Raw genomic sequence first — 22766 nt, forward strand, 5'->3', positions numbered from 1 at the left:
GTCAGTTGTCCATATGGGCGGGCGTGAAGGCCCCGGGCAGCAGGTCGGCCAGGGTTGCGACCCGGGTGGCGCCGCCGGTCGTGGCCAGCGTCACCCTGACCTCGGGCCCGGCGAACTCGGCCAGCTTCTGGCGACAGCCGCCGCAAGGCGGCACCGGATCGGGGCTGTCGGCAATCACCGCCACCTCGCGGATCTCGCGGCAGCCCGCAGCCACCATCGCGGCAATCGCACCGGCCTCGGCGCAGGTCCCTTCGGGATAGGCCGCGTTCTCGACATTGCAGCCGGTATAGACCTGCCCGTCCGCCCCCAGGATCGCCGCCCCGACCTTGAAGTTCGAATAGGGGGCATAGGCGTTTTCGCGCACCGCGCGGGCAGCGGTCAGTAGCGGCATGGGGTCCTCCCGTTTCCCGGACAATCTGCGGCGCCGGTGCGGCCGATGCAAGCCCACGCGAAATCGCGACGAATTGGCGCGGCGGGCGGGCGATTGCGCTAACATTCATTTGAGATGGAGTTTCTATCTTGCGCAACTTGAACTCCCTGCGTAACAGAATTGCGCCAGTTACGCGGAGGGAAGGAAAGTCATGTCATATGCCGAGGTCTACGAACGCTGGAAGGCGGACCCCAACGGCTTCTGGATGGAAGCCGCAGAGGCGATCGACTGGGTGGAAAAACCCTCCAAGGCGCTGTTCGACGAGAATGCGCCCCATTACGAATGGTTCAGCGACGGCATGGTCAACACCTGCTGGAACGCGGTCGACCGTCATGTGGAACAGGGCCGCGGCGAACAGGTCGCGATCATCTATGACAGCCCGATCACCCATACCAAGCGCGAAATCACCTATGTGGAACTGCGCAACCGCGTGGCGACGCTGGCGGGGGCGCTGCGCGACAAGGGCGTGACCAAGGGCGACCGGGTCATCATCTACATGCCGATGATCGTCGAGGCGCTGGAAGCGATGCTGGCCTGCGCGCGTCTGGGCGCGGTCCATTCGGTGGTGTTCGGCGGCTTCGCCGCGCACGAACTGGCCGTCCGGATCGACGACGCCAAGCCGAAATGCATCATGGCCGCCTCCTGCGGGATCGAGCCGGGCCGTCTGGTGCATTACAAGCCTCTGCTGGACGGCGCCATCGACCAGGCCACCCACAAGCCCGAATTCTGCGTGATCTACCAGCGCGAACAGGAAGTGGCGCAGCTGACCGAGGGTCGCGACGTCAACTGGCACGGCTTCCAGTACGGCGTTCAGCCCGCGGAATGCGTGCCGGTCGAGGGCAACCACCCGGCCTATATCCTTTATACCTCTGGCACCACCGGCCAGCCCAAGGGGGTGGTGCGTCCGACCGGCGGCCATCTGGTGGCGCTGAACTGGACGATGAAGAACATCTACAACCTCGAGCCGGGCGATGTGTTCTGGGCCGCCTCGGACGTGGGCTGGGTCGTGGGGCACAGCTATATTTGCTATGCGCCGCTGATCCACGGCAACACCACCATCGTCTTCGAGGGCAAGCCCGTGGGCACTCCCGATGCCGGCGTGTTCTGGCGGGTGGTCTCGGAACACAAGGTGAAGAGCTTCTTCACCGCCCCCACCGCCTTCCGCGCCATCAAGCGCGAGGACCCGAACGGCGAATATGTCAACAAATACGACCTGACCGGGCTGAAGGCGCTGTATCTCGCGGGCGAACGCGCCGATCCGGACACCATCAAATGGGCGCAGCGCATGCTGGGCGTCCCGGTGATCGACCACTGGTGGCAGACCGAAACCGGCTGGGCCATCGCGGGCAACCCGCTGGGGATCGAGAAGCTGCCGGTCAAGATCGGCTCGCCCTCGGTGCCGATGCCGGGCTATGACGTGCATATCCTCGACGAGGGCGGCCACGAAGTCGGCGCGAACACGCTGGGCGCCATCGCGATCAAGCTGCCGCTGCCTCCGGGTACGCTGCCAACGCTGTGGAACGCCCCCGAGCGGTTCGAGAAATCCTATCTCAGCCACTTCCCCGGCTACTACGAGACCGGCGATGCAGGCTACAAGGACGAGGACGGCTATCTTTACATCATGGCGCGGACCGATGACGTCATCAACGTCGCGGGCCACCGGCTGTCGACCGGCGCCATGGAGGAAGTGCTGGCGAGCCACCCGGATGTCGCCGAATGCGCGGTGATCGGCGTCGCCGACGAGCTGAAGGGGCAACTGCCGATGGGCTTCGTGTGCCTCAACGCGGGCTGCGGCCGCGACCATGGCGAGATCGTCCGCGAATGCGTGAGACTGGTGCGCGACCAGATCGGGCCGGTCGCGGCCTTCAAGCTCGCCTGCGTCGTCGACCGGCTGCCCAAGACCCGCTCGGGCAAGATCCTGCGCGGGACCATGGCCAAGATCGCCGACGGGCTGGACTTCAAGATGCCCGCGACCATCGACGACCCGGCGATCCTCGACGAGATCGCCGATGCGGTGAAGCGGCTGGGTTACCCGCAGGCGGCCTGAGAGGCGGTCCGCGGGCCCCGGCGTCGGGTCCCGGACTGAAAAAGCACCTGGATTAGAGCCGACGCAGAGACAATCTTGCGTCGGCTCGCGTTTTTTTTACCTTTTAGGCACTTTTTTTCCCGATCCTGGCCGGACCTGACGAATAGACAGGTTGGTGCTTGGCCGCAGGCGCGATAGTAAGATGAAAATGCAACCCATGCGAGTGTAGTGATGTTGCCGATCCCGGAACGCACCGCCAGTGGGACTGTCGGCGGGGACGAGGACTTCGGCCCGACCGGTCGGGGCATGCTCGCAGAGCCGAGTTTTGCCGGGCGCGGGGCACAGAAACGCGCGGCCATGCTGGGCCATGACATGCGGGCTGCAATCTCGGATATTCTCGGCGGGCTGGCGCTGGCAGAGCTGGGTCCGCTCGACGCCGATTCCCGGTTGCAGCTCAAGCGCGTCCAAAGCGCGGCCGAACAGCTTGCCCGGCTGACCGATGAAACCGTCGCACTGATGTCGGGCGACGAGGTCGACCGGGCCGAGGTGCCGGTCCACACCCAGTTGCACCCGTTCCTCGACCGGATCGCCAGCCGCTGGCGCGCCCATGCCGACGAGCACGGGCTGACCTTCGCACTCGACGCCGATGGCGACCTGCCCGGCATTGTCGGAACCGACCCCGCCGCGCTGGAACGGATACTGGCGAACGTGATCGGCAATGCGATGAAGTATTCCCAGGCAGGAACGGTGCGGCTGCGGGTTCATATGGGGCCGCAGGAATCGCTGTGCCTGCGGGTGCGCGATGCCGGCCCCGGCTTTTCCGAGGCGGCGCTGGCACGGCTTTTCGAATTCGCCGGACGGCCGGTCGAAAGCAGCCGCCCCGGCACCGGGCTGGGGCTTCATATCGTGCGGGATCTGGCACGGCGCGTGCGCGGTCAGCTTCAGGTCGTGAACCTGGCCGATGGCGGGGCCGAGGTTTCGGTCATCCTGCCGCGCGGCGCCTGGGCGCCGGGGGTGCATGCGCCGGGCGATCTGCATGACCTGCCCGATCTGTCCCGCTGCGACGTGCTGTTGGCCGAGGACAACCCCACGAACCAGCTTCTGATGCGGCAGATGCTGGAAACCCTTGGCGCGCGCTGCACGCTGGTCAAGGACGGCCAGGCCGCGGCCGAGCTTCTGGCCGCGCGCCGCTTCGACATCGCGCTGATCGACATCGAAATGCCGCGCCTGTCGGGCATCGACGTGATCCGGCGCCTGCGCACGTCCGAAGGCGACGGGCCCGGCACCGCGGTGCTGGCGGTGACGGCCTTCGTGCTGTCGGCCAATCGCGACCAGATCTATGCCGCCGGCGCCGACGGGATCCTCGCCAAGCCGATCCTCAGCCTCGACTCGTTCGGCGAAGCCATCCTGCGGGTGTTGCGCAAGCGGCCCTGCGGCTGCATGCTGGTTCCGTCCCATGACGTCGCGCCCTTCGACGCGCTGCATCTCGACCGGTTGCTGGCGCTGGCGGGGCCCGAGGACGGGCGCGAGCTTCTGACCCGGATGCGGGACGATCTCGAAACCGTGCGCGCCGGTCTGACCGAGGCCCTCGCCCAGGGCGACCGGGCCAAGCTGCGGTCGCAAACCCATGTGCTGATCTCGCTGGCGGGCGCAGTCGGCAATGGCGCCCTGCAGGCGATGGCCGAAAACCTCAATGCCGCCGCACGCCTGCCCGACGAGACCGAGATCGCGCGGCTCTGCCCAGGCACCATCACCAGCATCGATGACCTCTGCACCGCGCTCCGGGCCGAATTCGACAGCCGTTACAGCAAGGCAGGCGCATGAGTGTTCCCCCGCTTCTGATGATCGAGGACACACCGTCTCTGCAGATGATTTACGAGACGGTGCTGCGCAATGCCGGTTACAAGGTGGTCTCGGCCTCGACCGCGGAAGAGGGGCTGGCGGCGTTCCGCGAACTCAAGCCGCCGGTCGTGCTGCTGGACCTTATGCTGCCCGATCGTCCGGGGCAGGAGTTGTTGCAGGAATTCTTGTCCCTCGCGCCGGAAACCCGGGTGATCGTGGTCACCGCCAACGGCTCGATCAATCGCGCGGTCGAGGCGATGCGGGCCGGCGCCTATGAATTTCTGCTCAAGCCCTTCAACGAACAGCGCTTCCTGCATGCGGTCGAAACCGCGCTGGCCGAACGCGGCGCGGTCCGCGAACCGCCGACCCCCGCCCCGCCGGTCCGGACAACCCCGGAACCGCCGACGGGCTTTGTCGGCAGTTCGCCGCAGATGGTGGCGGTCTACGACCGGATCGCCTCGGTCGGCAGGTCCAAGGCCACGGTCTTCATCACCGGCGAAAGCGGCACCGGCAAGGAGATCTGCGCGCAAGCCGTGCATGCCGCCTCGGCGCGGGCCGACGGCCCCTTCGTACCGCTCAACTGCGCCGCAATCCCGCGCGATCTTCTGGAATCCGAGGTCTTCGGCCATCTCAAGGGCGCCTTCACCGGGGCGCTGGCCGACAAGCCTGGCGCGGCGGCGGTCGCCGACGGCGGGACGCTCTTCCTCGACGAGATCTGCGAAATGGACATGGGGCTGCAGACCAAGCTCCTGCGCTTCCTGCAGACCTCGACGGTGCAGCCGATCGGCGCCTCGCATCCCCGCAAGGTCAATGTCCGGATCGTCTGCGCGACGAACCGCGATCCGCTCGAGGAGGTCAAGCTCGGCCGGTTCCGCGAGGATCTCTACTACCGCCTGCACGTGGTGCCGATCCACCTGCCGCCGCTGCGCGATCGCGGCGAGGACGTCGTCGAGATCGCCCAGGCCGCACTCGAGAAGCTTTCGGCCGAGGAAGAGCGCAGCTTCGACAGGCTCGCGCCCGACGTCGCGGACCTGTTCCGGCGCCTGCCCTGGCCCGGCAACGTGCGTCAGTTGCTGAACGTGCTGCGCCATGCGGTGGTGCTGAACCAGGGCCCCGAGGTCACGCTCGACATGTTGCCGATCGCGCTGCAGCAAGAGCGCGGGCGTCTGGCGGGGCCGGGTTTCAGCCCGCAGCCGGCGACCGGCAGTACGACGCCGCCGGTCCAGGTCGAAGACCTGATCGGCCGTACGCTGGCCGAGATCGAGCAAGTGGTGATCGAAGGCACCATCGCACGGGAAGGCGGCTCGTTGCCGCGCGCGGCCAAGGTGCTCGACGTGTCGCCCTCGACGCTTTACCGAAAACGCGAGGCTTGGGCGCGCAAGGACCAGGTCGGCTGACCGGTCCGCGCCCCCGATTTTTCGCAGAAAAATCGCGCCTGCCCCGGCCGCCGGGTTCTAAAGAAACTGTTCGCGGATCAGCCGCTCTTCGAGCCCGTGGCCCGGATCGAACAGGATCCGGTGCGCAATGGCCGATTCCGACCGGATCTCGACCATGCTGACCACCCCCGCCCCACGGCTGTCGCCCTCGGCCATGACCGGGCGCTTGGCCGGTTGCAGAACTTCGATCTTCACTGTCGCCCGCTTGGGCAGCAACGCGCCACGCCAGCGCCGCGGCCGATAGGGTGCGACCGCCGTCAGGGCCAGCACATCCGATCCGATCGGCAGGATCGGACCGTGGGCCGAATAGTTGTAGGCCGTCGAGCCCGCCGGGGTCGCCACCAGAGCACCGTCGCAGACCAGTTCCTCGAGCCGCACCTTGCCATCGACCGAAATCCTAAGCTTGGCCGCCTGGGGTCCCGCGCGCAGAAGGCTGACCTCGTTGATCGCCAGCGCCTCCACCACCGCCCCGTCCGGCCGGGTCGCCCTCAGTCTGAGCGGGTTGAGGATCTCTTCGGCGGCCGCCTCCAGCCGCTCGATCAGACAATCCTCCTGAAACTCGTTCATCAGAAAGCCGATGGTGCCGCAATTCATGCCATAGACGGGCAGGTCATGCGCCTGCGTCGCATGCAGCGTCTGCAGCATGAAGCCGTCGCCGCCCAGCGCCACGATCACCTCGGCCGCCTCCGGCGCGGTCTGGCCGTAACGCGCGGTCAGCCGGTCCAGCGCGCCCTCGGCGCTCGCCGTTTCGCTTGCCAGAAAGGCGATCCTCGTCCTGCCGGCCATGTCCCTGTCCTTCGCGCGTTTCCGGCCAAGTCATTGCGCGCGCCGATCGGAAACGCAAGGCCCGGCTCCGCCCCGCGCCGGACCCCGGCCCCGGCCAAAACGGGCTTTTGCGATGCCCGGGCTTCCGATAGAACCACCGTCATCCGGCCCAGGCTGTTTCGAGGAGACCCAAGATGAATGCCCATCACCAAGACAGTGGCTTTTTCCAAGACGACCTTGCCACCCGCGACCCCGAAATCGCCAACGCCATCGGCCTGGAACTCGGCCGCCAGCGCGACGAGATCGAGCTGATCGCCTCGGAGAACATCGTCAGCCGCGCCGTGATGGAGGCCCAAGGCTCGGTGATGACCAACAAATATGCCGAAGGCTACCCGGGCAAGCGCTATTACGGCGGCTGCCAGTTCGTCGACATCGCCGAGACCCTGGCGATCGAGCGCGCCTGCAAGCTGTTCGACGTGGCCTTCGCCAATGTCCAGCCGAACTCGGGCAGCCAGGCCAACCAGGGCGTCTTCACCGCGCTTTTGAAACCCGGCGACACCATCCTCGGCATGAGCCTCGATGCGGGCGGCCACCTGACCCATGGCGCCGCCCCGAACCAGTCGGGCAAATGGTTCAACGCGGTCCAGTACGGCGTGCGCGAAAGCGATCTCGAGATCGACTACGACCAGATCGCGGCGCTGGCCAATGAGCACAAGCCCAAGCTGATCATCGCCGGCGGCTCGGCCATTCCGCGCATCATCGACTTCAAGCGTTTCCGCGAGATTGCCGACAGCGTGGGGGCTTATCTCATGGTCGACATGGCCCATTTCGCGGGTCTGGTGGCGGCGGGCCTGTATCCCTCGCCCTTCCCGCATGCCCATGTCGCCACCACCACGACACACAAGACCCTGCGCGGGCCGCGCGGCGGCATGATCCTGACGAATGACGAGGCGCTGGCCAAGAAGTTCAACTCGGCCATCTTCCCGGGCATCCAGGGCGGGCCGCTGATGCATGTGATCGCGGGCAAGGCCGTGGCCTTCGGCGAGGCGCTGCGCCCCGAGTTCAAGACCTATCAGGACCAGGTCATCAAGAACGCCAAGGCTCTTGGCGCGGCGCTGGTCGAGGGCGGGCTCAGCCTTGTGACGAACGGCACCGACAGCCACGTGCTGCTGGTCGACCTGCGGCCCAAGGGCGTGAAGGGCAACGCCACCGAAAAGGCCCTTGGCCGCGCCCATATCACCTGCAACAAGAACGGCATCCCCTTCGACACCGAAAAGCCCACGATCACCAGCGGCATCCGTCTGGGCAGCCCCGCCGGAACGACCCGCGGCTTCGGCGAGGAGGAATTCGCCCAGATCGGCCGCTGGATCACCGAGGTCGTGGACGGGCTCGCCGCCAATGGCGAAGAGGGTAACGCTGAGGTCGAGGCCCGGGTCAAGGCCGAGGTCGCGACGCTCTGCGTCCGCTTCCCGATCTATCCCGCGCTCTGAGCCTGCCGTCCAGACGCCTGCCGAAGGCGTTCTGGACGGACCCGCCCGGCGCGATGGTTCGCAGACAACGTCCGGCCGCCGGTCGAGCGGAACCGTGCGGATGCCCTGGCGCCCGGTCGTCAGGACGGGTTTGTCCGACACGTCTTCTGCTGCCGGCCTGATGCGGGTTGGCCGCTTGCAGGCCTTCGGAGGGTCCGTTGTTCTTGTCTTGACCAAAGGATCGGGGGCGACGGCTATGGCGGCCCCCTGAGGCCCGCTGTGGCCCTTCACCCGCCGCAAGTCTGTCAGGCGATCCGATCGGCCCCGGGAGCGGGACTACCGAAACCGGTGCGCAGGCCGGAGGAGCGGCGGCAAATCCATGCGCCGCACATGACACCCGAAACGGCGTCAGAAGCACGGTCGAATGGCACCGGGACCCGCCCGCCCGAAGGTCAGCCTCCCAGCCCCAGACGGTCCAGCAGGTCGCGCAGGTTCACGCGGTCCGCGTCGCTGTAATCGGCCGAGCGCGACTTGAAAAGCGTCGCCTGGCTGCGGTGGATCAGCCCGTCGGACAGAATTTTCAGGTGGTTGGCGCGCAGCGTCTCTCCGGTCGAGGTGATGTCGGCGATGGCCTCGGCGGTCAGGTTCTTGACCGTGCCCTCGGTCGCGCCCTGGCTGTCGACCAGCTGATAGTCGGCCACCCCCGCATCGCGCAGGAAGACCCGCACCAGGCGGTGATACTTGGTCGCGATCCGCAGCCGGTGTCCATGGGCCGCACGGAAGGCCGCCGCCGCCGCGTCGAGATCGTCGAGCGTGTCGACATCGGCCCAGCAGCGCGGCACCGCGATGATCAGATCGGCAAAGCCGAAGCCCATGGGTTCAAGCGCCAGCACGCGGTGTTCCCAGTCGGCAATCCTCTCCTGCACAAGATCGGACCCGGTCACGCCCAGATGGATGCGCCCCGAAGCCAGCTCGCGCGGGATCTCGCCCGCCGAGAGCAGCACCAGCTCGATCCCGTCGACACCCTCGACCGCCCCCGAATATTCGCGCTCGGACCCGGTGCGGGCGATGGCAATGCCGCGCTCGGCGAACCAGTCGAAGGTCTTTTCCATCAGCCGCCCCTTGGACGGCACCCCGAGTTTCAGCGTCATGCCAGCGCCTCCGTCAGCGACAGCACCAGTTCGGGCCGGACCACGCCGCCGACCGCGGGCACCTCGCGGCCGCGCCCCAGAATGCGGGTCAGCGCGTCATAGCGCCCGCCCGTGGCGACCGGCGGCAGCCCCGGCTTGCGCTCGGCGTAGAAGCCGAAGACGAAGCCGTCGTAATATTCCATCGTGGTCCGGCCATAGCTCGCCTCGAAATCCAGCAGATCGACGTCGATCCCCTGCCCCGCCAGCGCGTCGAGCCTCGCCTGCATCCGGTCGACCGCGGGGCCGATGGTCTTGAGGTCGACCGCAATGTCGCGCAGATGCGCCAGCGCATGGACCGAGGTCTCGCGGATCGACAACAGATCCTCCAGAAGTTCAGTCTCGCCGGTCGAAACCGGCGGCTCGGCCGCGTCCTGCACCAGCGCATGCAGCCTGTGGGCCACGTCGGCGCGCGAGCGCAGCCCGATTTCCGGCGCGGCCGCCTTCAGAACCGCCTCGACCCCATGCGCCTCGATCTCGGCCAGCAGGCGCTTGCGGCTTTCGGGCAGCGGGATGCGCCCCGCGAACCGTTCCAGCAGCGCGCGGAACCGGCGCGGCCGCCAGACATGCCGACGCAGCGCCGCCTTGCGCTTGTCGGTCGTGGAAAGCCCGTCGACGGCGGCAAGGATCAGCCCGATATCGCCGGTCGCGGCCCGCAGGTCGAGCGGCGAGAGCGCCTCGGAAAACAGCGCAAACACCTCGGCATCGGCCTCGGCCGGGCTGTCGCCGCCGAAAAGCTCGTAGCCGACCTGGATATATTCGTTGGGCCGGGACGGGTCGCGTTCCTGCCGCCGGAACACCTCGCCGCAATAGGTGTAGCGGGCCGGGTCGGCGGCGCTGTCCATATGCATCTGCACCACCGGCACGGTGAAATCGGGGCGCAGCATCTGTTCGCCCCGCAGCGCGTCCGAGGTCACATAGGCCCGCGCCCGGATGTCCTCGCCATAAAGGTCGAGCAGGGTCTCGGCCGGTTGCAGGATCGCGGTCTGAACCGGCTCGGCCCCCGCGCCCCGGAAGAACACATGCAGCCGTTCGGCCTGTGCGAGGATGCGGCCCTTGTCCTGCACCGCTCAGCCCTCGCCCTGGGCCAGCAGCCGCCGGACCTCGGCCACCAGATCCGCGCGCGCCGCCTCGAACTGGGCGGGCTGGGACTTCCATTCCTCGAGGCTGGCGCTTTCGGCGATCTTCGCGCCCAGCACCAGGTCCTTGATCTGCACGACGCCGCGCGCCGCCTCGTCGCTGCCCTGGATGATGGCGACGGGCGACTGGCGTTTGTCGGCGTATTTCAGCTGGTTGCCGAAGTTCTTCGGATTGCCCAGATAGACCTCGGCGCGGATGCCGGCACTGCGCAGCTCGCCCACCATGGTCTGATACTCGGCCATCCGGTCGCGATCCATCACGGTCACGATCACCGGCCCGTCCATTCCGGCCCCGGCGCGGCCCTTGGCGCGCAGCGCCGCCAGCAGCCGGTCGACGCCGATCGAGACGCCGGTCGCGGGCACTTCCTGCCCGGTGAAGCGCTTGACCAGATCGTCATAGCGCCCGCCGCCCGCAACGGACCCGAATTGCCGCGGCCGCCCCTTCTCGTCGAGGATCTCGAAAGTCAGCTCGGCCTCGAAGACCGGGCCGGTGTAATAGCCGAGGCCCCGCACGACGGAGGGGTCGAGGACGATCCGGTCGGGGCCATAGCCCTGAGAAGCCAACTGGTTGCTTATTTCCAGCAACTCAGCAACCCCCTCCAAACCCGTCTCCGATCCAGCAACAAGGTCGTTCAGATACTCGACCACCGCGTCGTTCCAAAGACCATACTCGGGCCAGCTAGTGAATTCTTTGCCGAGAACGTGCTGAAATCTGCGATCCGTCGCGTCGGAAGCGATCAGTAGCTTAGCACTACTATTTTTTTCGACGCGAGCGCTCCAACGCGTAAAGTCGTCTTTTACCCTTCGCTTTGCTGAAACGAAGCGCATCACGACTTCAGCCTGCGCATTCGAGAGCTTCGCGCCATCGGTGAAATCGCCCGAATCGTCCTTGCGGCCCTCGCCCAGAAGCGCGCGCACACCCGCCTCGCCCAGCCGGTCGAGCTTGTCGATGGCGCGCAGAACGATGCCGCGTTCGGCTTCGAATTTCGAGGGATCGGCAGGGTCGAGCACGCCCGCAACCTCCATCACCCCGTTCAGGACCTTGCGGTTGTTCACCCGGACCACGTAATCGCCGCGCGGGATGCCGACCGTTTCCAGAGCATCCGAGAGCATGGCGCAGATCTCGGCATCGGCGGCGATGCTCGCGGCACCCACCGTGTCGGCATCGCATTGATAGAACTGGCGGAACCGCCCCGGCCCCGGTTTTTCGTTGCGCCAGACCGGTCCCATGGCGTAGCGCCGGTAGGGGCTGGGCAGATCGTTGCGGAACTGCGCCGCGACCCGGGCCAGCGGCGCGGTCAGGTCGTAGCGGAGCGCGACCCAGTCGCTGTCCTCCTCCTGCCAGGCGAAGACGCCTTCGTTGGGACGGTCGACATCGGGCAGGAACTTGCCCAGCGCCTCGACAGTTTCGACGGCAGAGGTCTCAAGAGGATCGTAACCATAGCGGTGGTAGACCTCGGCGATACGGTCGAGCATCGCCTTTCGTTCCGTGACATCGATGCCGAAATAGTCGCGGAACCCCTTGGGCGTCTCGGCCCTGGGGCGGCGGGGTTTCTTGTCCTTGGCCATCGGTCTCTCGCCACTGCCTACGCGTCGCGCGGGGTCTAGCGGAAGGGGGGCCGGGGGGCAAGGTCGCGCAAGGTCCGGAGGACGCATGGATCGGGAACTGACGGCACTGGAAACGCGGCTGACCCGGCTGGGCACCGAGGTCGAGGGGCTGACACGCGCCATCGACCGACAGGCGAAAGAGATCGCCGGGTTTCAGCGCCTGGTCGCCGGAACGCTTGCACGCAGCGCGGCACGCGACCGGGCGGATGCGGGGTCGGAACGGCAACCGGCACAAGTGGCGCGCTGACCCCGCGGGCCCGCGCGGACGGCCGGTGGAGCGCCTTGGGTATTTGAGCCAAGAAGAAGGTCGCGAAGCGGGCGTCTTGCGGCGGGACGGGCGCGCCGCAGGCATCCCGGGCAACGCATGCGCCCCCTTTTGCGGACGGCACGGTTCCGGACCATCGGAGCGCACCGAGATCGGGGACGGTCTCGCCGCCCCGAAGTCCGGCCGACGGGCAAGGCGGGTTCAGACCTCTTCGACGGTGGCGACGCCTGGCAGGCTGCGCAGCGCGCCCTTGATCTGGGGATTGACCGGATAGCGGTCGTTCAACGCCATCCGGACCTCGCCGGGCAGGTCCGGCGCGATCAGGCAGAATTCAATGGGGCCGCGAGCGCGCGGGCCGCTTTCGGCTCGTGCCCGGTCCAGCAAGGCCGCGACCGCCTCGACCGCGGCTTCGGTTTCGACCACCACCTTGAGCCCGGTCGCCCCGGCATCGGCCACCACGGCATCGACCGGCTTCACCGACCGGCCCAGAAGCTTCAGTTGCTCGTTCTCCAGATTGGCCTCGACCTGGATCACCACATTCATGCCGGGTTCGAGACTGTCGCGCGCGACCTCGAGCACGTCCGAGAACAGCGTCACCTCGAAAAGACCCGTCGGGTCCGACATCTGGACGAAGGCAAAGCGGTTGCCCTTGGCCGATTTCCGTTCCTGCCGCCCGGCCACGGCGCCCGCCATCTGAACGAGGGCCGGCCCCGCCTTGGTCTTTTCCTCGACCTCGGCCCGGGTCATCACCTTCTTCCGGCGCAACGCGGGCATGTAGTCGTCAAGCGGGTGGCCAGAGAGGTAGAAACCGATGGCCTTCTGTTCCTCTGCAAGCCGTTCGTTCGGCAGCCAGTCGGTCACCGGGGCCAGCCGCGGCTCGGGCAGATCCTCGCCCGCCTCACCGAAAAGCGACACCTGCGCCGAGGCGCGCTGCTCGTGAATGGCCGCCGAATAGGCCACCAGCGCATCGAGGCTTTCGAAGACCCGGCGGCGGTTTCCGTCCAGCGCGTCGAACGCCCCGGCGCGGGCCAGCATTTCCAGAGGGCGCTTGCCCACATGCTTCATGTCGACCCGGCGGGCGAACTCGAAGAGCGAGCCGAAAGGTCGGCCGTCGCGGGCCTCGACGATCAACTTCATCGCCTCGATGCCCACGTTCTTGAGCGCCCCCAGCGCGTAGACCAGCCGTCCCTCCTGCACGTCGAAGGTGGGAAGCGAGCGGTTCACACAGGGTGCGACGATCTCGAGGTCAAGACCGCGGCGGACCTCTTCGGCATAGACCGCAAGCTTGTCGGTCAGATGGATATCGCAGTTCATGACGCCCGCCATGAACTCGACCGGGTGATTGGCCTTCAGCCAGGCGGTCTGGTAGCTGACGACGGCATAGGCTGCGGCGTGCGACTTGTTGAAGCCGTAATTGGCGAACTTTTCCAGAAGGTCGAAGACCTCGGTCGCCTTCTTGGCATCGACGCCGTTCTTCTTGGCGCCCTCGACGAATTTCGGGCGCTCGGCGTCCATTGCCTCCTTGATCTTCTTGCCCATGGCGCGGCGCAGAAGGTCGGCGCCGCCGAGGCTGTAGCCCGCCATCACCTGGGCGATCTGCATCACCTGTTCCTGATAGACGATGATGCCCTGGGTCTCGGCCAGGATGTGGTCGATCGTGGGATGGATCGATTCCAGCGGCTTCAGCCCGTGCTTCACCTCGCAATAGGTCGGGATGTTCTCCATCGGGCCGGGCCGGTACAGCGCCACCAGCGCCACGATGTCCTCGATGCAGGTGGGTTTCATGCGCCGCAGCGCGTCCATCATGCCCGAGCTTTCCACCTGGAACACCGCGACCGTATGGGCCGTCGCGTAAAGCTCGTAGGTCTTCGGGTCATCCAGCGGGATATGCCCGATGTCGTTCTCGGCTCCGGCCGCCGGCTGGTAAAGCTCGGCCCCGTCGGCTGCCCGGTGCAGCGGCCGGCCGCTGCCGAGGATCAGGTCGATGGCGTTCCGGATCACCGTCAGCGTCTTCAGCCCGAGAAAGTCGAACTTTACCAGACCGGCCTGTTCCACCCATTTCATGTTGAACTGGGTCGCGGGCATGTCGGACCGCGGGTCCTGGTAAAGCGGCACCAGATCGTCGAGCGGCCGGTCGCCGATCACCACCCCCGCCGCGTGGGTCGAGGCGTTCCGTAGAAGCCCCTCGACCTGCTGGCCATAGGTCAGCAGCCGGTCCACGACCTCTTCGTTCTTCGCCGCCTCGCGCAGCCGCGGCTCGTCGGTCAGGGCCTGCGCGATCGAGACCGGCTTCACGCCCTCGACCGGGATCAGCTTCGACAGCTTGTCGACCTGACCATAGGGCATCTGCAGCACCCGGCCCACGTCGCGCACCGCGGCCTTGGACAGGAGCGCGCCGAAGGTGATGATCTGGGCCACCTTCTCGCGGCCGTATTTTTCCTGCACGTAATGGATCACCTCCTCGCGGCGATCCATGCAGAAGTCGATGTCGAAGTCGGGCATCGAGACCCGTTCGGGGTTCAGGAAGCGTTCGAACAGCAGCGAATAGCGCAAGGGGTCGAGGTCGGTGATGGTCAGGGCATAGGCCACCAGCGAGCCCGCGCCCGACCCCCGCCCGGGACCCACCGGGATGCCGTGATCCTTGCCCCATTTGATGAAGTCGGCCACGATCAGGAAATAGCCCGGGAAACCCATCCCCTCGATGATCCCGAGCTCGAATTTCAGCCGCTTCTCGTACTCCTCGACCGGCGCGGCATGGGGAATGACCGCCAGCCGGGCCTCGAGCCCTTCCCAGGCCTGACGGCGCAGCTCCTCGACCTCGTCATCGGCAAAGCGCGGCAGGATGGGCTTGCGCTTTTCCGATTTCACCGCACAGCGGCGGGCGATCTCGACGGTGTTTTCCAGCGCCTCGGGCAGGTCGGCGAACAGCGCCGCCATCTCTTCGGGCGTCTTGAAATAATGCTGGGGCGTCAGGCGGCGGCGCGGCTCGGCCTGATCGACATAGGCGCCGTCGGCGATGCACAAAAGCGCGTCATGGGCCTCGTACATCTCGGATTTGGGGAAATAGACGTCATTGGTCGCGACCAGCGGCAAATCCATCGCATAGGCCATCTCGACATGGCCGCGCTCGGTCTCGCGCTCGGCCTCGGTCGGCTGGCCGCCCTCGCCCGGATGGCGTTGCAATTCGACATAAAGCCGTGTCGGAAAAGCCGCGGCCAGCCGGGTCACAAGCGCCTCGGCCTTCGCGCGCTGGCCCTCGCGAATGAGCCGCCCCACGGGGCCATCCGGCCCGCCTGTCAGGCAGATCAGCCCCTCGGCATGATCGATCAGCTGATCGGGCGCAACCTGAGGCAGCTCGCCCGATTTGCCCAGATAGAGGCAGGAATTCAGCTTCATCAGATTGCCATATCCGGCCTCGTCCTGCGCCAGCAGGACCACAGGCGCAGGCGCGCGCGGACGCTCGCCGGGGGCCGCCGGATCGTAGGCCAGATCGACCTGACAGCCCAGGATCGGCTGGATCCCCGCCCCCGTGGCATAGCTGGAAAACTCCAGCGCGCAGAACATGTTATTGGTGTCGGTCACGGCAACCGCGGGCATTCCCGCGGCCTTGCAGAGATCGGGCAGTTTCTTGACCCGCACCGCCCCCTCGAGCAGCGAGTATTCGGTATGCAGGCGAAGATGGATGAATCGGGGCGCGGCCATGGCCCCACCCTATCCAGAGCCGCCGCCGGGCGAAAGGCTCAGACCGGCTCCAGAAACTCGATTCGGTTGCCGAACGGGTCGTCGACATAGAACCGCCGCATCCCCGGCAACGCTCCGTCCCAGCGCGGCGCAAGGCCCGCGCGCTCCAGCCGGTCGGCAAGCGCCCCCAGCCCGCGCACCTCCAGCGCCGGATGCGCCTTGCGCGCGGCCGCAAAGGGCGTCTCGACTCCCAGATGCAACCGCAATTCGCCGCGCCGGAACCAGACCCCGCCGCGCGCCTCCAGCGCCTCTGGCTTCTGCTCTTCCTCCAGCCCCAGAAGCCCGCCGTAAAAGGCCCGCGCCTCCTCCTCGCGCCCCTCGGGCATCGCCAGCTGAACGTGATGCAGCGCGTGCGGATACATGTCGCCCCCGGTCCTTCTGCCAATTTCAGCATAGGGGCGCAGCCCCGCCCCTGCCAAGCCGCATTCCCCCAAAAGCAACGCCGCGTTCGCCCATTTTTTGGGCACCAGCCGCCGCCCCGCCGCATCTTCGCCCGGTTTTCCCTTGCCAAGCCCGGCACCGCCCGATCTGCTGAGCGACAGGACCAGACAGGGGCCGCTCCTTCTACGCCGCATCGAGGGAGCCCGGCCCGGGAACGACGGCGACAACCCGGTAAGGCGGCGGAATCACGGCATGGACATCGCCTTTCTTCTGAACGGAGAAAGAGTGGCTTTGACGGGTGTTGCGCCCACCGCGACGCTGCTCGACTGGCTGCGCGAGACACGCGGCCTCACCGGCACCAAGGAGGCCTGCCGCGAAGGCGATTGCGGCGCCTGCACGGTCATGGTGACCGATGCCGACGGCTCCCGCGCGCTCAATGCCTGCATCCTCTTCCTGCCGCAGATCCACGGCAAGGCGATCCGCACCGTCGAAGGTCTGGCAGCACCCGATGGCCGGCTGCATCCGGTGCAAGAAGCGCTGATCGACCATCACGGCAGCCAGTGCGGCTTTTGCACCCCGGGCTTCGCGGTCTCGATGGCGACGGCCCACAAGACGGGGGAAACCGATCTCGACAGCGCGCTCGCGGGCAATCTCTGCCGCTGCACCGGTTATGCCCCGATCCTGCGCGCGGCCGAGGCCGCCCGCCACGCCCCGGTCCCCGACTGGATCGAGGACGATGCCAGCTTCTTCTTGGCCGAAATACCCTCGGGGGGTGCCGATCCGCAGGATCGGCGGGGGGCGGACAGCCCCCCCGCCTTCCGCCCTGCCACCGCCGACGCGCTGGCCGCCTGGTATGACGCCCATCCCGATGCCACGCTGATCGCAGGCGCCACAGATGTCGGGCTCTGGGTCACCAAGGGCCTGCGCGACCTCGGCCTGGTCGCCTTCCTGTCGGGCTGCGAGGACCTGAAACGGATCGAGACGACCGAAACCGAGATCCGCATCGGCGCGGGCGTCACGATCGCGCGGCTTCTCGATCTGATGCGCGCCCACCACCCGCATTTCGCGCGGATGCTGACCCGCTTCGGCTCGGCCCAGGTCCGCGCCGCCGCGACGCTGGGCGGCAACATCGCCAACGGCTCGCCCATCGGCGACAGCCCGCCCGCGCTGATCGCGCTGGGTGCCACCCTGCACCTGCGCAAGGGCGACACCCGCCGCGCCCTGCCGCTCGAGGACTTCTTTCTCGAGTATCGCAAGCAGGACCGGGCGCCCGGCGAATTCGTCGAGGCGGTGACGGTCCCGCGCCAGCCCGACACCTTGCGCTGCTACAAGCTCTCGAAACGCCGCGATCAGGACATCTCGGCCGTGCTCGGCTGTTTCAACCTGACCCTGCGCGACGGCCGCATCGAAAGCGCCCGCATCGCCTTCGGCGGCATGGCCGGCATCCCGAAACGCGCCGGCGAAGTCGAGGCCGCGCTGATCGGACGGCCCTTCACCGAAACCACGCTCGAGGCCGCCCTGCCCGCCTTCGCGACCGATTTCCAGCCGATGTCCGACATGCGTGCCTCGGCCGGATACCGGCTGCAGGCCGCCCGGAACATGTTGATGCGGCTCTGGCACGAAAGCCGGAACGAGCCCGCCGATATCGCCGAGGTCGCCCCGTGAGCGTGACGCATCCCCTGCCCCATGACGCGGCGCGCCTGCATGTGACCGGCGAGGCGCGCTATCTCGACGATATCCCGGCCCCGGCAGGCACGCTGCACCTCGCCTTCGGCCTGTCCGAGGTCGCCCATGGCAGGGTTCTGACGATGGACCTCGCGCCGGTGCGCGCCGCCCCCGGGGTGGTGGCGGTGCTCGGGCCGGACGATCTCGACCCGATGCCCGACTGTTCGCCCTCGGCCCATGACGAGCCGCTGCTGGCACCCGGAGAGATCAGCTATTGCGGCCAGCCGCTGTTTCTGGTGATCGCCGACAGCCATCTTGCCGCCCGCAAGGCCGCGCGGCGCGCGGACGTGACCAGCGAGGACCGGCCCGCGATCCTGACGATCGACCAGGCGCTGGCCGCAAACAGCCGCTTCGAGGACGGGCCGCGGATCTGGGAACGGGGCGACGCGGCCGCGGCCATCGCGGGGGCTGCCCACCGGGTCGAGGGCGTGATCGAGATCGGCGGGCAGGAGCATTTCTACCTGGAAGGCCAGGCCGCGCTCGCCCTGCCGCAGGAGGGGGGCGACATGGTCATCCATGCCTCGACCCAGCACCCGTCCGAGATCCAGCACAAGGTCGCGGACGCGCTGGGCCTGCCGATGCATGCGGTCCGGGTCGAGGTGCGGCGCATGGGCGGGGCCTTTGGCGGCAAGGAAAGCCAGGGCAATGCGCTGGCCATCGCCTGCGCGCTGGCGGCGCGTGCGACCGGGCGGCCCTGCCGGATGCGCTATGACCGCGACGACGACATGGTCATCACCGGCAAGCGCCACGATTTCCGCATCCGCTATCGGGCGGGCACCGATGGCGAGGGCCGCCTCGAAGGCGTCGAGTTCGTCCAGTATACCCGCTGCGGCTGGGCGCAGGACCTGAGCCTGCCGGTCGCCGACCGGGCCATGCTGCATGCCGACAATGCCTATTTCCTGCCCGCCGTTCGGATCGAAAGCCACCGGCTGAAGACCCACACCCAGTCCGCAACCGCCTTTCGCGGCTTCGGCGGGCCGCAGGGAATGGTCGGCATCGAGCGGGTGATGGACCACATCGCCCATGCGCTGGCCCGCGATCCGCTGGAGGTGCGGCGGATCAACTACTATGACAGCGCCCCGGCCGGGGCTGGGGGGCTGTCTGCCCCCCGCCGATCCTCCGGATCGGCCCCCCCCGAGGGTATTTCCGCCAAGAAGAAGACGACCACGCCCTATGGGATGGAGGTCGAGGATTTCATGCTGCACGAGATGACGGCCGCACTGGCGGAGCGCGCCGATTATGCCGCGCGGCGGGCGGCGGTGGCCGAGTGGAACGCGCGGCATGCCGTGCTGAAGAAGGGGATCGCGCTGACGCCCGTGAAGTTCGGGATTTCCTTCACGCTGAGCCACCTGAACCAGGCGGGCGCGCTGGTGCATGTCTATCAGGACGGGTCGGTCCATCTGAACCATGGCGGCACCGAGATGGGTCAGGGGCTGTTCCAGAAGGTGGCGCAGGTCGCGGCCAGCGCTTTCGGCCTGCCGGTCGGGGCGGTGAAGATCACCGCCACCGATACCGGCAAGGTTCCCAATACCTCGGCCACCGCGGCCTCGTCGGGGTCCGACATGAACGGGATGGCGGTCAAGGCCGCCTGCGACGAGATCCGTGGCCGGATCGCCGCCCATCTGGCCGAGCTGCATCAGACCGAGCCCGCCGAGGTGCATTTCGCCGACGGCCGGGTCTTTGCCGGCGGCAACGAGATGAGCTTCGCCACGGCCGCGAAAAGCGCCTATGAGGGCCGGGTGAGCCTCAGCGCCACCGGGTTTTACCGCACACCGGGGCTGAGCTGGGACCGGATCGCGGGCACCGGCCGGCCGTTCTTCTATTTCGCCTATGGGGCGGCGGCGAGCGAGGTGGTGATCGACACGCTGACCGGCGAGAACCGGATCCTCAGGACCGACATCCTTCACGATGCGGGCGCAAGCCTGAACCCCGCGCTCGATATCGGCCAGATCGAGGGCGGCTTTGTGCAGGGCGCGGGCTGGCTGACCATGGAAGAGCTGGTCTGGGACGCCAAGGGGCGGCTGTCGACCCATGCGCCCTCGACCTACAAGATCCCGGCGGTCGGCGACCGGCCCGGCATCTTCAACGTGGCGCTCTGGGACGCGCCGAACCCGGCCGAGACGATCTACCGCTCGAAGGCGGTGGGCGAGCCGCCCTTCATGCTGGGCATTTCGGTCTTGATGGCGCTGTCCGACGCGGTCGCGGCCTGCGGCCCGGGCTATCCGGCGCTCGACGCCCCGGCGACGCCCGAACGCATCCTCGCCGCCATCGACAGGGTCCGGGCATGAGCCTCGATCGGGACGCGCTGGCGCGGGCGGTGGCGGCCGAGGGCCGCGTCGTCCGGGTCGTTGTAGCCGAGATCCGGGGGTCGGCCCCGCGCGAGGCGGGAACGGCGATGCTGGTCTGGGCAGAGGGGCAAGGCGGCACCATCGGCGGCGGCGCGCTGGAATTCGAGGCCGCGGCCGAGGCCCGCCGCCTGCTGCGGGACCGGTGCAGCGCGCGGGTCGCGCGGGTAGCCTTGGGTCCCGGGCTCGGGCAATGCTGCGGGGGGGCGGTGACGCTGGTCAGCGAGGTCTTCGATGCGGAGGCGGTCGCGGCCCTGACCGGAGAGGTCCATGCCCGCCGGGTCGAGGGCGACGGCCCGATGCCGCTGGCGGTGCGCCGGGCTCTGGCGGGCGTCCGGGGCGGGCTTGGCGCGCCGCCGGTCCTGCTGAAGGAGGGCTGGTTTCTGGAACCCGTGGCACCGCCCGCCCGGGCGCTCTGGATCTGGGGGGCGGGCCATGTCGGCCGCGCGCTGGTGGGGGTGCTGGCGCCGCTGCCGGGGCTGGCCATCACCTGGGTCGATACCGCGGCCGCACGGTTTCCCGATGTGCTTCCCGACGGGGTGGTGCCCCGGGCAGCACCCGATCCGGCCGCGCTGGTGCCCGAGGCGCCGACCGAGGCCCACCACCTGATCCTGACCTATTCGCACGCGCTCGACCTTGCGCTGTGCCATGCGCTGCTGGTCCGGGGCTTTGCCTCGGCAGGGCTGATCGGATCGGACAGCAAATGGGCGCGGTTCCGGGCTCGGCTTGGGCAGCTTGGGCACAGCCCTGCCGAAATCGCACGCATCTGCTGCCCGATTGGGCAGAAGTCCCTGGGGAAACACCCTCAAGCCATTGCGATTGGCGTCGCCGCCGCGCTACTAAGCGAGGGCGTAGACCGGATCGCAGCGAGGGACATCGCGGGGTGACAGCGCTTCTGAAAGTCGAGGGCCTGACCAAGGCCTATCCCGGCGTGGTCGCCAATGACCATGTGAGCTTCGAGATCGCCGAGGGCGAGGTGCATGCGCTTCTGGGCGAGAACGGCGCCGGGAAATCCACCCTCGTCAAGATGATCTACGGGCTGGTGCAGCCCGACAGCGGGCGGATGACCCTGCGCGGCGCGCCCTATGCGCCGCCCGAACCCAGCGCCGCGCGGCGCGCCGGGGTGGCGATGGTGTTTCAGCATTTCTCGCTGTTCGACGCGCTGAGCGTGGCCGAGAACATCGCGCTGGGCATGGAGACGCCACCGCCGATGCGCCGCCTTGCGGGCCAGATCCGCGAGGTCAGCGAAACCTACGGGCTGCCGCTGAACCCCGACCGCCTGGTCGGCGATCTTTCGGCGGGCGAACGCCAGCGGGTCGAGATCATCCGCTGTCTGCTGCAGGACCCGCGCGTCCTGATCATGGACGAACCGACCAGCGTGCTGACGCCGCAGGAGGTCGATATCCTGTTCGCGACGCTCAGGAAACTGGCGGCCGAGGGCACCGCGATCCTTTATATCTCGCACAAGCTCGAAGAGATCCGGGCGCTGTGCGACCGGGCGACGATCCTGCGGCTGGGCCGGGTCGTCGAAAGCTGCACCCCGCACGAGAAGACGGCGGCCGAACTGGCCGAGATGATGGTGGGCGCGAAGCTCGCCACCCCGTCGCGGGCGGGCAGCGCACCGGGCGCCCCGGTGCTGGAGGTCTCGGGGCTCAGCCTGCCTTCGGCCAATCCGTTCGGCACCAGCCTGCGCGACATCACCTTCACCGTCCGCGCGGGCGAGATCCTCGGGATCGGCGGGGTCGCGGGCAACGGGCAGGACGAATTGCTGGATGCGATTTCGGGCGAGGCGCCGGTCGCGCCCGACACGGTACGGCTGCACGGTCAGGCCATCGGCGCGCTGGGGCCGAGCCTGAGGCGCCGGATCGCCGTGCTGGCCGCGCCGGAAGAACGGCTTGGCCATGCCGCGGCGCCCGACATGAGCCTGACCGAAAACGCGATGCTGACCGCCGCGATCCGCCAGGGTCTGGCCACGCGCGGCTTTCTGAAATGGCCCGCCGCCCGCGCCTTCGCCGAAAAGGTGATCGACGCCTTCGACGTGCGCACCCCCGGCCCCGGCAATGCCGCGCGCTCGCTGTCGGGCGGCAACCTGCAGAAATTCGTCATCGGGCGCGAGGTGCTGCAACGCCCCGAGGTGCTGGTGGTGAACCAGCCGACCTGGGGCGTCGACGCCTCGGCGGCCGCCTCGATCCGGCAGTCGCTGCTGGATCTGGCCGAGGCCGGGACGGCCGTCGTCGTCATCAGCCAGGACCTGGACGAGCTGATGGAGATATCCGACCGCTTCGCCGCGCTGAACGAGGGCCGGTTGTCGGCCCCGCGCCCGGCCAAGGGGCTGAGCCTCGAGGAAATCGGCCTGATGATGGGCGGCGCCCACGGGATGGAGGTGGCACATGTGGCCGAGTGAGGA

Annotated in this window: 16 protein-coding genes; 9 read left to right on the forward strand and 7 right to left on the reverse strand. The window is 68.0% G+C overall.

Annotated features, from left to right (window positions below; genetic code table 11):
* Position 1: 1 nt before the first annotated feature.
* Positions 2–391 (reverse strand): cytidine deaminase, encoded by a 390-nt coding sequence (locus EV657_RS13820; RefSeq protein WP_075786617.1) that lies wholly within the window; start codon positions 389–391, stop codon positions 2–4.
* Positions 392–581: 190 nt separating this feature from the next.
* On the opposite strand from EV657_RS13820, the gene prpE reads away from it, so the two are divergent.
* The 3 genes from prpE (at position 582) to EV657_RS13835 (ending at position 5695) form a co-directional block, all read left to right on the forward strand.
* Positions 582–2477, forward strand: coding sequence for a propionate-CoA ligase PrpE (prpE, locus tag EV657_RS13825; protein ID WP_134078380.1), 1896 nt, complete (start codon positions 582–584; stop codon positions 2475–2477).
* Positions 2478–2687: 210 nt separating this feature from the next.
* A complete protein-coding gene (locus EV657_RS13830) occupies positions 2688–4280 on the forward strand; it encodes a hybrid sensor histidine kinase/response regulator (RefSeq protein WP_134078382.1) in 1593 nt (530 codons plus the stop codon).
* Positions 4277–5695 (forward strand): sigma-54-dependent transcriptional regulator, encoded by a 1419-nt coding sequence (locus tag EV657_RS13835; RefSeq protein ID WP_134078385.1) that lies wholly within the window; start codon positions 4277–4279, stop codon positions 5693–5695. The genes EV657_RS13830 and EV657_RS13835 overlap by 4 nt, the downstream gene beginning before the upstream one ends.
* Positions 5696–5752: 57 nt before the next feature.
* Here EV657_RS13835 and EV657_RS13840 read toward each other — a convergent pair whose 3' ends face one another.
* Positions 5753–6520, reverse strand: coding sequence for an NAD kinase (locus EV657_RS13840; RefSeq protein WP_113670369.1), 768 nt, complete (start codon positions 6518–6520; stop codon positions 5753–5755).
* A 173-nt stretch (positions 6521–6693) separates the two neighbouring features.
* Here EV657_RS13840 and glyA point away from each other — a divergent pair, with 173 nt between their 5' ends.
* The gene (gene glyA / locus EV657_RS13845) at positions 6694–7989 is read left to right on the forward strand and encodes a serine hydroxymethyltransferase (protein WP_134078386.1); all 1296 of its coding nucleotides are present in this window, start codon (positions 6694–6696) and stop codon (positions 7987–7989) included.
* A 431-nt stretch (positions 7990–8420) separates the two neighbouring features.
* Here glyA and hisG read toward each other — a convergent pair whose 3' ends face one another.
* Genes hisG through hisS form a run of 3 tightly spaced genes read right to left on the reverse strand, consistent with a single transcriptional unit; the run spans position 8421 to position 11863 of the window.
* Entirely contained in the window at positions 8421–9119 is a 699-nt protein-coding gene (gene hisG, locus EV657_RS13850) for an ATP phosphoribosyltransferase (protein ID WP_113670371.1), read from the reverse strand.
* Complete coding sequence (locus tag EV657_RS13855; RefSeq protein ID WP_113670372.1) at positions 9116–10222, reverse strand: ATP phosphoribosyltransferase regulatory subunit; 1107 nt, start codon at positions 10220–10222, stop codon at positions 9116–9118. The genes hisG and EV657_RS13855 overlap by 4 nt, the downstream gene beginning before the upstream one ends.
* Before the next feature lie 3 nt (positions 10223–10225).
* On the reverse strand, positions 10226–11863 hold the full coding sequence (gene hisS / locus EV657_RS13860) for a histidine--tRNA ligase (protein ID WP_134078389.1): 1638 nt from the start codon (positions 11861–11863) through the stop codon (positions 10226–10228).
* A gap of 85 nt (positions 11864–11948) precedes the next feature.
* Here hisS and EV657_RS13865 point away from each other — a divergent pair, with 85 nt between their 5' ends.
* Entirely contained in the window at positions 11949–12149 is a 201-nt protein-coding gene (locus tag EV657_RS13865; RefSeq protein WP_075786626.1) for a hypothetical protein, read from the forward strand.
* A gap of 219 nt (positions 12150–12368) precedes the next feature.
* Here EV657_RS13865 and dnaE read toward each other — a convergent pair whose 3' ends face one another.
* Complete coding sequence (gene dnaE, locus EV657_RS13870) at positions 12369–15869, reverse strand: DNA polymerase III subunit alpha (protein ID WP_134078392.1); 3501 nt, start codon at positions 15867–15869, stop codon at positions 12369–12371.
* A 38-nt stretch (positions 15870–15907) separates the two neighbouring features.
* Positions 15908–16270, reverse strand: coding sequence for a VOC family protein (locus tag EV657_RS13875; protein WP_075786628.1), 363 nt, complete (start codon positions 16268–16270; stop codon positions 15908–15910).
* Positions 16271–16541: 271 nt separating this feature from the next.
* Between EV657_RS13875 and xdhA the strand changes: the two genes are divergently transcribed.
* From xdhA to EV657_RS13895, 4 genes are read left to right on the forward strand one after another with little or no spacing between them, the layout of a single operon-like run.
* Complete coding sequence (gene xdhA / locus EV657_RS13880; RefSeq protein ID WP_134078394.1) at positions 16542–17954, forward strand: xanthine dehydrogenase small subunit; 1413 nt, start codon at positions 16542–16544, stop codon at positions 17952–17954.
* Entirely contained in the window at positions 17951–20302 is a 2352-nt protein-coding gene (xdhB, locus tag EV657_RS13885) for a xanthine dehydrogenase molybdopterin binding subunit (protein WP_134078397.1), read from the forward strand. Before xdhA ends, xdhB begins: the two co-directional genes overlap by 4 nt.
* Entirely contained in the window at positions 20299–21246 is a 948-nt protein-coding gene (gene xdhC / locus EV657_RS13890; RefSeq protein WP_134078400.1) for a xanthine dehydrogenase accessory protein XdhC, read from the forward strand. The genes xdhB and xdhC overlap by 4 nt, the downstream gene beginning before the upstream one ends.
* A complete protein-coding gene (locus EV657_RS13895; RefSeq protein ID WP_134078402.1) occupies positions 21243–22763 on the forward strand; it encodes an ABC transporter ATP-binding protein in 1521 nt (506 codons plus the stop codon). Before xdhC ends, EV657_RS13895 begins: the two co-directional genes overlap by 4 nt.
* Positions 22764–22766 lie beyond the last annotated feature (3 nt).

The sequence above is a fragment of the Rhodovulum visakhapatnamense genome (assembly GCF_004365965.1).
GTDB classification, from domain to species: domain Bacteria; phylum Pseudomonadota; class Alphaproteobacteria; order Rhodobacterales; family Rhodobacteraceae; genus Rhodovulum; species Rhodovulum visakhapatnamense.

Coding starts and splice junctions, on each gene's coding strand:
- hisS (WP_134078389.1), bottom strand. CDS start 11,863: ATGGCCAAGGACAAGAAACCCCGCCGCCCCAGGGCCGAGACGCCCAAG.
- dnaE (WP_134078392.1), bottom strand. CDS start 15,869: ATGGCCGCGCCCCGATTCATCCATCTTCGCCTGCATACCGAATACTCG.
- EV657_RS13835 (WP_134078385.1), top strand. CDS start 4,277: ATGAGTGTTCCCCCGCTTCTGATGATCGAGGACACACCGTCTCTGCAG.
- EV657_RS13830 (WP_134078382.1), top strand. CDS start 2,688: ATGTTGCCGATCCCGGAACGCACCGCCAGTGGGACTGTCGGCGGGGAC.
- EV657_RS13865 (WP_075786626.1), top strand. CDS start 11,949: ATGGATCGGGAACTGACGGCACTGGAAACGCGGCTGACCCGGCTGGGC.
- xdhC (WP_134078400.1), top strand. CDS start 20,299: ATGAGCCTCGATCGGGACGCGCTGGCGCGGGCGGTGGCGGCCGAGGGC.
- EV657_RS13820 (WP_075786617.1), bottom strand. CDS start 391: ATGCCGCTACTGACCGCTGCCCGCGCGGTGCGCGAAAACGCCTATGCC.
- EV657_RS13875 (WP_075786628.1), bottom strand. CDS start 16,270: ATGTATCCGCACGCGCTGCATCACGTTCAGCTGGCGATGCCCGAGGGG.
- hisG (WP_113670371.1), bottom strand. CDS start 9,119: ATGACGCTGAAACTCGGGGTGCCGTCCAAGGGGCGGCTGATGGAAAAG.
- xdhA (WP_134078394.1), top strand. CDS start 16,542: ATGGACATCGCCTTTCTTCTGAACGGAGAAAGAGTGGCTTTGACGGGT.
- glyA (WP_134078386.1), top strand. CDS start 6,694: ATGAATGCCCATCACCAAGACAGTGGCTTTTTCCAAGACGACCTTGCC.
- prpE (WP_134078380.1), top strand. CDS start 582: ATGTCATATGCCGAGGTCTACGAACGCTGGAAGGCGGACCCCAACGGC.
- EV657_RS13840 (WP_113670369.1), bottom strand. CDS start 6,520: ATGGCCGGCAGGACGAGGATCGCCTTTCTGGCAAGCGAAACGGCGAGC.